This is a genomic window from Vibrio sp., from assembly GCF_047973365.1.
Classification (GTDB): Bacteria; Pseudomonadota; Gammaproteobacteria; order Enterobacterales; family Vibrionaceae; genus Vibrio.
This window is the reverse complement of sequence record NZ_JBKEBW010000004.1, coordinates 14,032-25,464: the sequence shown is the minus strand read 5'-3', so window position 1 is coordinate 25,464 and position 11,433 is coordinate 14,032. Positions and strand designations below refer to the sequence as shown.

Sequence of the window (11,433 nt, the reverse complement as noted above, 5' to 3'; positions counted from 1 at the left end):
TATGCCGCTTCTTTCTATTAAACCCGAAGAAGGTTGAAGGTATTACAGAGCGAGCTTAAGGATCTCTACCACGTCATCGGGAGTAATGTCGCTGTGTTCACCAATAGCGAGCATGCCGTGTTCGATGAGTTTTTGTTTTACAGCAGGAATAGCCGATTCATCCAATCCGTAAGCAGACAGTGTGGTTGGGTTGCCCATTAAGGTGAAGAACTGTTCTGTTTTTTGAATCGCAAGTTCGATTTGCTCGTCTTCACTACCGGAAGTGATATTGAATACTCGGTTTGCATATTGAAGCAGTTTGCCTTTCTTCTGCTCTTTTTTATAACGCCACAATGAAGGCATCACAATCGCCAATGTTTGTGCATGGTCTAAACCGAATAATGCAGTGAGTTCATGGCCAATTGCGTGTGTCGACCAGTCAGTAGGTACGCCATTTCTTAACGTGCCGTTCAGAGCCATGGTTGCTGTCCACATCAGGTTTGCGCGCACTTGGTAATCATTTGGCTTTTCCAGTGCTACCGGACCATCTTCGAGAATATTCAGTAGTAAACTTTCCGCAAAACGGTCAGAGACTTTCGCATTTACAGGGTAAGTCATGTACTGTTCCATGATGTGCACAAAACTGTCTACCGCACCATTAGCGATTTGCCGGGCTGGAAGAGAATAGGTAGTTTCTGGGTCAAGAATAGAGAACGCAGGGCGAACCAGATCCGAGCCGAAAGAGAGCTTGTCTTGCGTCGCTGCACGCGTTATCACGCTGTTGCGGTTCATCTCTGAGCCTGTTGCAGGAAGCGTTAGAACGCAGCCCAATGGCAGAGCTTTGCTCACACAATTACCACCGGTTGTGATAATGTCCCAGCAATCACCGTCATAACAAGCGCCTGCAGCAATGAACTTACTGCCATCAATCACTGAGCCGCCGCCCACCGCAAGGATTAGATCAACCTTCTCTTGCTTGGCAAGTTCAACCGCTTTCATCAACGTTTCATAATGCGGGTTTGGTTCGATACCACTGAATTCGAATACGCTGCAATCTTTTAGTGTATCGATGACTTGGTCGTAAACACCGTTTTTCTTAATGCTGCCGCCACCGTAAGTAATAAGAACACGGCTGTTCGGTGCTATTTCCTGTTTTAGAGTTGCGATTTGGCCTTTGCCAAAATGCACTCTGGTCGGGTTGAAATAAGTAAAATTGTTCATAGTTTTCTCGGGATTCAAAACAAATAATGCGGTTATTGTACCAATTAAACCGCCCTCTGCGGGATCGAATTATAATAGTTAAGAAGTTTTTAATTTTGACGCTGAACATTCTGATTTTTTTCATTAATTTGTATTTGTTGTGAAGATGTGGGTCTATGATGAATGTGAAATCGGTCGAATAAAGAGGTGACAGCATGGCGAAAACACAACAGTTAATCGATGGCCCCATCAACAAAGCCTTATTGTCTCTCGCTATTCCTATCGTTTTTGGGCAGCTTTTGCAGTCTGCCTATCAGCTTACCGATGCTTTCTGGGTTGGACGCTTAGGGGCAAATGAAGTGGCGGCGGTTTCTGTCAGTATGCCGGTGACATTTTTAGTCATAGCGTTAGGTGCGGGGCTTGCCATGGCGGGAGCCACTCTGACTGCGCAATACATGGGCGCAAGGCAGTATGACAAGGTAAATCATGTCGCAGGTCAAACTATGTTGATGGTGTTTATTACCTCGGCGGTGTTGGGGTTTCTTGGCTATCTGCTCTCACCTTATTTCTTAAAGCTACTAGGTGTTGAAGAAGCGGTGTATACCAACGCTCTCTCCTTTATGCGGATCTCCTTTGTGAGTGTGATTTTTGTTTTTGTCTACAATATGTTCCAGGCTTTGATGAGAGGTATTGGTCAGGTAAAAGTGCCACTTTATATCGTGTTCGGTACGGTACTACTTAACTTTGTGTTAGATCCGTTATTCATCTTTGGTATGGGTATGTTTGACGGTCTTGGTGTTTCCGGCGCTGCGCTGGCAACCTTGGTCACTCAAGCATTAGCTGCGTTAACCGGTTTCTATATTCTTTCTAAAGGCAAACACGGCATTCATCTGAAGTGGAGCGACTTGTCGCCTGACTGGATATACATCAAACGCGCTTTCTTTTTAGGAGCACCAGGCTCGGTAGAGCTTTCGGCTCGTGCTCTGGGTTTGATCACCATGTCGTTTCTGGTGGCGAGTTTCGGCACGGTCACCATTGCTTCCTACGGTGTGGGTTCAAACATATTGCAGCTAATTACCATTCCTGCAATGGGCTTGGCGATGGCAGTATCGACGCTGGTTGGGCAGAATTTGGGTGCGAATCGCATTGATCGTGCAGCAAAAATTACTGTCATTGGCTCTGTGTGGAGTTTTGTGATGTTGACCATTCTCGGAGTATTTGCTTATCTACTGGCACCAAGCGTAGTGAAATTTTTCATTCCAGATAACCCACAAGTTGTCGAACAAGGCGCTGAATTTTTAAAAGTGATGTGCCTGTCTTGGGGTTTTATTGGCGTGCAGCTCTCTATCATGTCGGCGTTTCGTGCGTCAGGCAATATGACCAACAGTATGATTCTCTCATTGCTTACTCAATGGGTGTTCCAGTTCCCGTTGGCTTACATTCTCTCTAAACATACTGTGCTAGCAGAAAAAGGTATTTGGTGGTCGTTCACTGTTACCAACATTTTGGTAGCGTTGGTGGCTGTGGCTTGGTATGCCCGTGGTAGCTGGAAGAAAACCCGAATTATCGAACAAGATGATATTGAAACATTGGCAACTTCAGAAGAAGCGCTTATCGAAGTGGGTGAAAGAAGGGCTTAATTGTTTGTCAGTATTGGATTAAGAGATAAGTGTATATTAGAGGTTGCTGTTCTATAAATGGTAATCTGGATCTGTTTCCCATATTTATAATTCACAGTTCTAGCATGTATAAAATTATTTCAGCTATTGCCATATCTATGATTCTTTCCGCTTGCGGTAGTGGAGATTCAGGTTCACCTGAGCCAGTCATAACAACGTCGCCATTTGCTTCAAAGGTGGTTGACAGCATGACACAACCTAATGATGCGACTTTATTAAACGCTTCAGAAAATTCCAGTTGGTCAAAATCGGGACATGTGATTCAAGGGATACCGAGAGGTGATGCTGCACCGATCTGGTGGAGCGATTCGATTTTAGATAAGACACTGACAAGTTCTGAATCATGGAACGCACTAACCGGCTGGTTCACTGTTTTTGAGTCGGATACCAATATCGACCATAACGTAAAGGTCTACTATAGCAATTTTGAAATTTGGCTGCTAAAGGGCAGTGATGTCAACCACGCAGAGTGGGAGCAATTGGTTGTCACGCCTACCACTTGGGCGTCGTACTATGACGCCGATATCGTTACTTGGCAAGGCAGTGCGCGACCCGATGACAGCTCTGGCTATTACGAATTTCAACATCCCGATATTTTGCATGGCGGAACCAGTAAAGTCGCTTTCGATGGAGACGATGTGTTAGGGGTTTTTGTTCGTACCAAAGCTTGGTTCGATAGCGATGATTCCGATGCAGAGCTTCTGATCAGTGTCGGTGTGGATTACTATCCGACTATCGACAGCTCTGTGTCCAAAGGCGACTTTGCGAATGCAAATTATCTTCCGGGCGCAGGTACCAGCCGTTTTGTTTATTTAACCACTGAGCCAACGTGGTACACGATGGCAAATATTGTTGACGATGCACTGGTCAATATAGATACATCGAGCCCATATGCACAAAACGGCGGCAAAACCTATCTGACTATCGAAGAATGGATGAACAATCACCCTCCACTTGAAGATTAAAGTGGGTCATTTATACTCTTCCTACTTGAATCTGCAGCGGTGTTGGCTGCGCTCGCTCACCCCAATCACATAGCTTATCTATGCTCATGGGGATTCGCTCACTTGTCGCCTACCTGCAACTTCAAGTAGTTTGAGTATAATCGTTTTAATTTGTGCTCTAGTTTCATGAATGCTTTTCCGCAAAGTAGGATAATCGCTTTACAACGAGTAGATTACACTTAGGAGATAATTTATAGCGAGTTGCGTTTAGTAAAACGCGCATCCGTTTATCGCTATTGGCGGTTATTTTACAGTGTAAATAGCCCGTTTATTTATGCTCCAGAAAACGAAGAAGGAAAATGCAATGTCGACTGCTTTTTACCAGCAAATTCGTGACCAGCTTGAAGATGTAAAAGCTGAAGGTCTTTATAAATCAGAACGAATTATTACCTCTCAGCAACAAGCGTCTGTACACATTTCGACTGGCAAAGATGTTTTGAATTTCTGTGCTAATAACTATCTTGGTCTAGCGAACCACTCAGCATTGATTGAAGCGGCGAAAGAAGGTATGGACTCTCATGGGTTTGGTATGGCTTCAGTTCGCTTTATCTGTGGTACGCAAGATTCGCATAAAGCGTTGGAAGAGAAGCTATCCACATTCCTCGGCAAAGAAGACACGATTCTTTATACCTCCTGTTTTGATGCCAATGGCGGGTTGTTTGAAACACTACTCGACAAAGAAGATGCAGTCATTTCTGATGCTCTAAACCATGCTTCGATCATTGATGGAGTTCGTCTTTGTAAAGCGATGCGTTTCCGTTACTCAAACAACAACATGCAAGAGTTGGAAGAACAATTAATCGAAGCTGATAAAGCAGGTGCTCGTCACAAGCTGATTGTTACCGATGGTGTGTTCTCAATGGACGGCGTGGTGGCAAACCTGCCCGCGATTTGTGACCTTGCAGATAAATACAATGCATTAGTGATGGTTGATGATTCTCATGCGGTTGGTTTTATGGGGGAAAATGGCCGTGGTACACATGAATACCACAACGTTATCGATCGTATTGACATCATCACAGGTACGCTAGGCAAAGCAATGGGCGGCGCTTCAGGCGGTTACACGTCGGGTAAGAAAGAAGTGATCGATTGGCTACGTCAGCGTTCTCGTCCATACCTATTCTCTAACTCTGTTGCTCCTGCAATTGTTTCTGCATCACTACGTGTTCTGGATCTGCTTGCAGAAAGTGGTGAATTGCGTGACCGTCTATGGGAAAACGCAGCGCACTTCCGCACTCGTATGACTGAAGCGGGCTTTACTATGGCTGGCGCTGACCACGCAATCATCCCAATTATGTTGGGTGATGCGAAAGTTGCGGCTGAGTTTGCAGAGCGTTCTCTGGCAAAAGGCATTTACGTTGTTGGTTTCTCATTCCCTGTTGTACCAAAAGGTCAAGCGCGTATTCGTACACAGATGTCTGCGGCACATACTCGTGAACAATTAGACCAAGCTATCGACGCGTTTATCGAAGTCGGTAAAGAGATGAACATCATCTAAGGATTATTGTTTCCTCCAATCTCGGAGGATGCATTTGGTGAGCATTATGAAAATTAAAGCACTAGCTAAGCTTAAGCCTGAAGAAGGCATTTGGATGACGGAAGTCGAAAAGCCTGAATTGGGTTATAACGACATTTTGATCAGAATTAAGAAAACAGCTATTTGTGGTACTGACGTTCACATTTACAACTGGGACGAATGGTCACAAAAGACCATTCCAGTACCTATGGTGGTTGGTCACGAATATGTGGGTGAAGTCGTTGGTATCGGTGAAGGCGTACGTGGTTTCGAACTGGGTGATCGAGTTTCTGGTGAAGGTCATATTACTTGTGGCCATTGCCGTAACTGCCGTGGTGGCCGCACTCACCTATGCCGTAACACCATCGGTGTAGGTGTAAACCGCACAGGTTCTTTCTCTGAATATCTTGTGATCCCCGCGTTTAACGCATTTAAAATCCCAGATGGTATTTCCGATGATTTAGCATCAATCTTCGACCCGTTCGGTAACGCAGTACACACTGCACTGTCTTTTGATCTTGTTGGTGAAGATGTACTGATCACTGGTGCTGGTCCCATCGGTATTATGGCTGCGGCAGTAGCAAAACACGTAGGCGCACGCCACGTGGTGATTACTGACGTGAACGAATACCGCCTAGAGCTTGCTCGTAAGATGGGTGTGACTCGTGCAGTCAATGTTGCTGAGCAGAAGTTAGCAGACGTGATGGCTGAACTGGGCATGACCGAGGGCTTCGATGTTGGTCTTGAAATGTCTGGTGTACCAAGCGCATTTAGCTCTATGCTAAACACCATGAACCACGGTGGTCGTATTGCACTGTTAGGTATTCCGCCATCAGATATGGCAATTGACTGGACCAAGGTGATCTTCAAAGGTCTGGTTATCAAAGGTATCTACGGCCGTGAAATGTTCGAAACTTGGTATAAGATGGCAAGCCTAATCCAATCTGGTCTAGATTTGTCACCAATCATCACTCACCACTACAAGGTTGATGACTTCCAAAAAGGCTTCGATGCTATGCGTAGCGGGGCTTCCGGGAAGGTTATCCTTGATTGGGAATAACCGAATATTGATTCTGAAGCGCTCCGGTTGGGGCGCTTTTTGTTTGTGGCTAGAATATATGAAATGGAAGAAATAGCCCCATTTAGCCTTAAAAAAAGCCCCAATTTAGCCCCAAAATGGGAAATTACTCATAGTTAACACCCTCAAAAAGCCCCAACGGTTTCTTTTTAATTTTCATTGGATTATCAGCTTTCATAAAAAGATGAGTTTTGTCTCTTCATTAATGTACATTAAAGTTCGCGAATAGCAGTTTCAATTAAACGTTCTAGCTAGTACATCAAAGTTATTTCTAAAGCTATTCAAGATATTTGGGGTTGCATACAATTTATTCAGTTGTATCGATGGTATGATTTGCTATTACTGTAGTTGAAGATTTTTGAACTAGAGTTACTTTGGTTTATGGGAATCAAAAGGTTTATAAAGTTTACAAATATAGCCCATATTGATAACGTAATTGAGTGCACCTTGTATTATTTGGGGAGGATTTTTTGTAAAATCCTCAATGTTTCATTATATTAATGCTGTATATTTATACAGTGTCATCAGTAGGTAGATTGTATCCATATGGAAAATTTAGAAGTTCTGGAATACTCGTTGCACAAGGTGAATGTCAAAGCTTCCCAACCTGAACAGATGGCATTAGATGGTACTGCCGAAGGACTAAAGACGTACACTGAACTAGTGTTAAAAGACGTATTAGAGAGTCCTCGTAGCCGCTTCTTTAAGTTTAAGGATATGGATGAGCTTGTTGCTTCGTCTCTTGTGGCTTTATCAAAGGGTGAAGACTGGAAGGTAAAATCTAATCAAATAGCAAATAAGTTATATGATGTAGAACTTATTGTTCAAGACAAGATCAAGCAAATGACCAACGTTAAGGTTGGTGGTTTATTACAGCTTAAAATTACGCATGAAGGCTGTTTGAAATTTGTACTGATAAAGATAGATAACAGTGACTATCTTGATGAAGTTAATTTATCTTTGAAATCTGGTTTACCTACATCTAAGGATAGATTACAAAAAGCTGCAGTAATCACTTTTACCCCTGAACATACTGTAGATGAGGTTATTGTTTCTGATAGTAAAGCTACAATTACAGAATACTGGTATCAGTCATTTCTTGTTGCGGAGCAATTGCAAGATTCAGAGACAAATACAAAAAATGCATTTGCTGCCATTGATAACTTACTTACCAAAGAAGTAAAGACTGTATCCCCAGTAGATTATTGGTTTTTAAGAAACGATATCATTAATCATTTCAGAAATGAAAATTCACTAGCGTATGATGATCTGGTTGATAAAGTTAAAGCACACAAACCAGAAACTGAAGAATTTAAAGAAAAATTTGTTTCATTCGTTGAAAAATTTGAAGCACTCCCAACATCGTCACCAAAACCTTTTGATACTCAGTTTGACTTAGAGCCTAGTGTAATAAAAGCGCGTATTGTTCGAAAAGTCATGTTAGATAATAATTTTGAACTTAGAATTAATGGTGAAATCGATGATTTGAAATCGAGAATTTCTGCGAGTAAAGATGATAAAGGGAAGTTTATAAAGATTTATACAGATAAAGGATACGAAGAATTTAAAACTTCTAAGGAAAAATAATGTCGATTGTAAGAGATATTCTAGAACTATTTGGTGAAACGAAAGAGCTTAGTATCGTAGAGAATTTTAGTCTATACGAAGCTAAGTGTACTTTCAATTCTTCATATTCTCTAGACAACTTACGGGACAAATTAGAAATATTATTAACAAATCTCCATAATTTAGGTGTAGATTTAACGTTAACTGTTAATACTCCTAATCCTGTTAGAATTCTCTCTAATAATATAGAATCTTTAAGTGAAAAAATTGATTCTATCATCGAAGAAATATCATTTTTACATAGTGATGATGTGGATTTAGAGCTGAGGATTGATAAAGAAGAAGCTCAGAACTTCGATGTTTTTGATGTTTCGGTATTTATTAAGTATATCCAATCTTTAAACTTACAAGAAAGTTTAGAGGCTTGGAGTAAATTTGATCTTTCTAATTCTTTAACGGTGAATGTGTGGGAGAATTCGGATTATTTTTGCACAGGTTCGATTGAGTTTAAATCAGTATATCCGAAATATGCAGGACCTAATAATTCAATATATGTAATGAGCCATGAAGAAAGATCGAATCGAATAGAAAAAAGAGATAAGTGTGGCCATTTCGCTAATGCGGCTCAATTTAATTTTATTCCTAATGACTTTAAGTCTGTTACTAATAATAAGTTTGGCCTTGAGTCTTATTTCAATGGTTTGTTCAATGCATTTCTAATTGTATATATTTCTGATTTCTCTTCAATTAGTGATAACACATTAAAATATCGTCTTAAGGGCTATAAACTACTTTCGGAAAGTATTAGCTTTGAAAACTTAGTTAACCATAACTCGAAAGAATTAAGTGATATTTATGATTGGACTTATCTTGAAGGTAACTATGCAGATAAAATCGGCCTAGCCAGAAATATTATATCTATCCATCTAGAAAACGAAACTTTATTGTCGATTGAGTCTGGTTCTTCAGATTCAGTTCAGTCTGGTTATGATTTATATCTTAAAGATAATGTTAAACAATATATAGAAATAAAAAATAAGATCTCTGAATTTATACTAAGTCAATCTGATAAGGCTTTGGAAATGACTAAAAACATGTTTGCTATGTTTAAAACAGGTTTGTGGACATTTACAACATTTTTTATAACCGTATTTTTATTGAGAGTTGTTAATAAAGGAACTGTTTCCGGTGCTTTTAGTTTTGAAGTGTTATTAGTGAGTATGCTTCTCATTTCTATATCTTTTATCTATTTATTAATTTCTGTGTTAGAAATAAATTCAGATAGAGATAGATTACTTGGCAAATATTCTGAAATTAGAAATAGATATAAAGATCTTTTAAATGAAAAGGATCTTGATAAAATACTTAATGTAACTAAAGTTAGTAATAAAGAAAAAAATATATTAATGAAAAAAGAAATCGATATATAATTGTTTGGGTTATTACAAATATAATTATTGCAACTACAGTTTGCGTTCTTTATTTGTCGTCTAAAAATGTTTTTACAAATGAAGAGCAGGAAAACAAGAAAGAAATTGTTTCTGAGGGGGCGGATGCTCCTCAGCATATTGATAATACTACTGAATTGAGACCAGAAAGTAGCCAACAAGTAGAGAACAATGGAAAAATTGTTGACGTAAAAAAAACACTACTTGATGATCAAATTAATGTGGGTCTTTCAGAAGCAAAGTGAATATATTGATATTTTGGGGGACTATAAACAGTCCCTCACTTTTTGCAACGCTCTCCAAATCTTATCAGACTCCTTCTTGTTAGACTCTTTCAACCACTTCCCATAAACCTTGGCTACCATCGTGATATCAGAGTGACCCATTTGTTGTGCTAAGTAGCTAACATTTACGTTCGCGTGGGTGATTGCCCAACTTGCATAGGTATGGCGTAGTTGATATTGATTGCGGTGAGTGATGCCTGCTTTCTTACACAAATCAGCCCAAATACGAACCAATGCTTGTTTACCGTAGTAATCGAAATCACTGCTTTTTTGTTGGCGTACGGCTTTCGGGTTGAACACAAAGCGTAGCTTCTCTGTGCGGAATGCATTACCCGGTAACTCAACTTCATGATCAGTTGCTGGATATAAATAGGTTAAGTGACGCTGCGCTTTCAATGCTTCGATAGCTGGTGGCATTAAATCAACAAAGCGTTCTTTGTCTGTCTTTGTTGTCTTAAGTCCGCGCTTGTCGTAGGTGGAGCGGCGAACATGGAGTGTCCGGTTCTCGAAATCGACATCTTCCCAGGCTAAAGCGCACAGTTCACCACTACGAATTCCTGAATAAACCAACAGAGTAATCATATTGCGGTGCTGCAACTGGTGGCAGTGTGCTAAGGCTTTGTTTATCTCATCTAAAGAGAAAGGCTGAATATCTGGTTCACTCTCTTTCACACGGTTCATAACTTGAGAAAGATCCCGCTCTATGTATTCCATTTTATGGAGCCAAGAAAGGAAGGCATTAATGGTGACTAAGTTTCGGTTTATGGTTCTACCGCTTTTTCCGCTCACTAAATCTTGTTTGAACTGAGTTAGAGAACGAGGGGATAGAGTTTCGCAGCTACGGTTCTCGCCATAAAGCTGCGCGAAGTCTCTGAGTACCCATTCATAACGTTCTAATGTTGAACGACGAACATCATAGGCTTTGGATTGCAGGAAAAGCTTTGTGAGTGTGCCGATTTCTCTAGCTGCGGGTTTACCAAAACAGTGCTTTGAGTTTGGGAAATGAGCAGAGTAGCTGAAGGTGCCTATTTTTGTTTCATATAGAATGGCTTCACGCTTTTTCTTGGCAAAATTAATATTTTGCTTAGTTGGAGCGAGGCCTAAAGATTCTCTGAAACGTTTACCATTAATGTAAAAAACAATACGGAGCGTATTTCCATGTACTTCCACTCCAGATGGTAAATTATCTACGCTTGCATTCGATGCCATCGGTTCCATTCCTCAATATCTACCATCCAAGTGCCTTGAACCTTTCTCATAACGGTGGATGGATAAAGCCCGTCACGAGCTTTTTCTCGCAGTGTTTTAGTGCTCAGACCGATAACTTCGGATGCTTTCTTGAGCGTAACAATTGCAATTTGAGTATTACTCATACCAATGACCTGTATAGCGTATTAAGTGAATAGATTTAACTACCAAAGACGATGGTCGATGGTAGTTGACAGATTAGAGTTCAGATAAAAACATCAATGCGAGTCGGTGTAGTTGCTCTGGGATAACCCATTTGCCCAGATGATCGATTTCAATGATGTGAGAGAGTTCAGGTGTGTTTTGGTGATTGAGATAGAAGGGCTGTTGAGGATTACAACTCACAACGGCTTCATAGCCTTGTTGTTTCATGTATTTTAGAAAAGCCCCAGTTAAATGGGGCTCCACTTTCAGTTGAGAAAACTTCATAA

12 protein-coding genes are annotated in these 11,433 nt (G+C 40.8%); 7 read left to right on the top strand and 5 right to left on the bottom strand.

All coding sequences use genetic code 11. From position 1 onward, the window contains the following. Positions 1 to 42: 42 nt before the first annotated feature. On the bottom strand, positions 43 to 1,200 hold the full coding sequence (locus ACK5MF_RS00485; RefSeq protein WP_416918314.1) for an iron-containing alcohol dehydrogenase: 1,158 nt from the start codon (positions 1,198 to 1,200) through the stop codon (positions 43 to 45). Between the two features lie 194 nt (positions 1,201 to 1,394). Between ACK5MF_RS00485 and ACK5MF_RS00480 the strand changes: the two genes are divergently transcribed. Then, entirely contained in the window at positions 1,395 to 2,819 is a 1,425-nt protein-coding gene (locus ACK5MF_RS00480) for an MATE family efflux transporter (protein WP_416918312.1), read from the top strand. Positions 2,820 to 2,910: 91 nt separating this feature from the next. Here ACK5MF_RS00480 and ACK5MF_RS00475 read toward each other — a convergent pair whose 3' ends face one another. After that, positions 2,911 to 3,048 (bottom strand): hypothetical protein, encoded by a 138-nt coding sequence (locus ACK5MF_RS00475; protein WP_416918310.1) that lies wholly within the window; start codon positions 3,046 to 3,048, stop codon positions 2,911 to 2,913. Between ACK5MF_RS00475 and ACK5MF_RS00470 the strand changes: the two genes are divergently transcribed. From ACK5MF_RS00470 to ACK5MF_RS00445, 6 genes are all read left to right on the top strand, one after another. Beyond that, a complete protein-coding gene (locus ACK5MF_RS00470) occupies positions 3,047 to 3,823 on the top strand; it encodes a hypothetical protein (protein ID WP_416918308.1) in 777 nt (258 codons plus the stop codon). The two genes, ACK5MF_RS00475 and ACK5MF_RS00470, sit on opposite strands and share 2 nt — an antisense overlap. Positions 3,824 to 4,166: 343 nt before the next feature. Beyond that, positions 4,167 to 5,360, top strand: a complete 1,194-nt coding sequence (locus ACK5MF_RS00465) for a glycine C-acetyltransferase (RefSeq protein WP_416918306.1) — start codon at positions 4,167 to 4,169, stop codon at positions 5,358 to 5,360. 46 nt (positions 5,361 to 5,406) lie between these two features. After that, a complete protein-coding gene (tdh, locus tag ACK5MF_RS00460) occupies positions 5,407 to 6,438 on the top strand; it encodes an L-threonine 3-dehydrogenase (RefSeq protein ID WP_416918304.1) in 1,032 nt (343 codons plus the stop codon). 564 nt (positions 6,439 to 7,002) lie between these two features. Beyond that, positions 7,003 to 8,043, top strand: a complete 1,041-nt coding sequence (locus ACK5MF_RS00455) for a hypothetical protein (protein WP_416918302.1) — start codon at positions 7,003 to 7,005, stop codon at positions 8,041 to 8,043. After that, positions 8,043 to 9,452: a hypothetical protein gene (locus ACK5MF_RS00450; protein WP_416918300.1), complete on the top strand. Its 1,410-nt coding sequence runs from the start codon at positions 8,043 to 8,045 to the stop codon at positions 9,450 to 9,452. Before ACK5MF_RS00455 ends, ACK5MF_RS00450 begins: the two co-directional genes overlap by 1 nt. A 53-nt stretch (positions 9,453 to 9,505) precedes the next feature. After that, positions 9,506 to 9,715, top strand: coding sequence for a hypothetical protein (locus ACK5MF_RS00445; protein WP_416918298.1), 210 nt, complete (start codon positions 9,506 to 9,508; stop codon positions 9,713 to 9,715). A gap of 21 nt (positions 9,716 to 9,736) precedes the next feature. On the opposite strand, the gene ACK5MF_RS00440 is transcribed toward ACK5MF_RS00445, so the two are convergent. The 3 genes from ACK5MF_RS00440 to ACK5MF_RS00430 all read right to left on the bottom strand — a co-directional run bounded on the left by ACK5MF_RS00440 (position 9,737) and on the right by ACK5MF_RS00430 (position 11,431). Then, positions 9,737 to 10,963, bottom strand: a complete 1,227-nt coding sequence (locus tag ACK5MF_RS00440; RefSeq protein WP_416918296.1) for a tyrosine-type recombinase/integrase — start codon at positions 10,961 to 10,963, stop codon at positions 9,737 to 9,739. After that, positions 10,942 to 11,127, bottom strand: coding sequence for a hypothetical protein (locus tag ACK5MF_RS00435; protein ID WP_416918294.1), 186 nt, complete (start codon positions 11,125 to 11,127; stop codon positions 10,942 to 10,944). The genes ACK5MF_RS00440 and ACK5MF_RS00435 overlap by 22 nt, the downstream gene beginning before the upstream one ends. A 73-nt stretch (positions 11,128 to 11,200) precedes the next feature. Further along, positions 11,201 to 11,431: a hypothetical protein gene (locus ACK5MF_RS00430; RefSeq protein ID WP_416918292.1), complete on the bottom strand. Its 231-nt coding sequence runs from the start codon at positions 11,429 to 11,431 to the stop codon at positions 11,201 to 11,203. Positions 11,432 to 11,433: the final 2 nt, after the last annotated feature.

What these genes read in the sequence shown, in the direction of transcription:
- ACK5MF_RS00485 (WP_416918314.1), bottom strand. Translation starts at nt 1,200, where the DNA reads ATGAACAATTTTACTTATTTCAACCCGACCAGAGTGCATTTTGGCAAA.
- ACK5MF_RS00480 (WP_416918312.1), top strand. Translation starts at nt 1,395, where the DNA reads ATGGCGAAAACACAACAGTTAATCGATGGCCCCATCAACAAAGCCTTA.
- ACK5MF_RS00470 (WP_416918308.1), top strand. Translation starts at nt 3,047, where the DNA reads ATGACACAACCTAATGATGCGACTTTATTAAACGCTTCAGAAAATTCC.
- ACK5MF_RS00475 (WP_416918310.1), bottom strand. Translation starts at nt 3,048, where the DNA reads ATGCTGTCAACCACCTTTGAAGCAAATGGCGACGTTGTTATGACTGGC.
- ACK5MF_RS00465 (WP_416918306.1), top strand. Translation starts at nt 4,167, where the DNA reads ATGTCGACTGCTTTTTACCAGCAAATTCGTGACCAGCTTGAAGATGTA.
- tdh (WP_416918304.1), top strand. Translation starts at nt 5,407, where the DNA reads ATGAAAATTAAAGCACTAGCTAAGCTTAAGCCTGAAGAAGGCATTTGG.
- ACK5MF_RS00455 (WP_416918302.1), top strand. Translation starts at nt 7,003, where the DNA reads ATGGAAAATTTAGAAGTTCTGGAATACTCGTTGCACAAGGTGAATGTC.
- ACK5MF_RS00450 (WP_416918300.1), top strand. Translation starts at nt 8,043, where the DNA reads ATGTCGATTGTAAGAGATATTCTAGAACTATTTGGTGAAACGAAAGAG.
- ACK5MF_RS00440 (WP_416918296.1), bottom strand. Translation starts at nt 10,963, where the DNA reads ATGGCATCGAATGCAAGCGTAGATAATTTACCATCTGGAGTGGAAGTA.
- ACK5MF_RS00435 (WP_416918294.1), bottom strand. Translation starts at nt 11,127, where the DNA reads ATGAGTAATACTCAAATTGCAATTGTTACGCTCAAGAAAGCATCCGAA.
- ACK5MF_RS00430 (WP_416918292.1), bottom strand. Translation starts at nt 11,431, where the DNA reads ATGAAGTTTTCTCAACTGAAAGTGGAGCCCCATTTAACTGGGGCTTTT.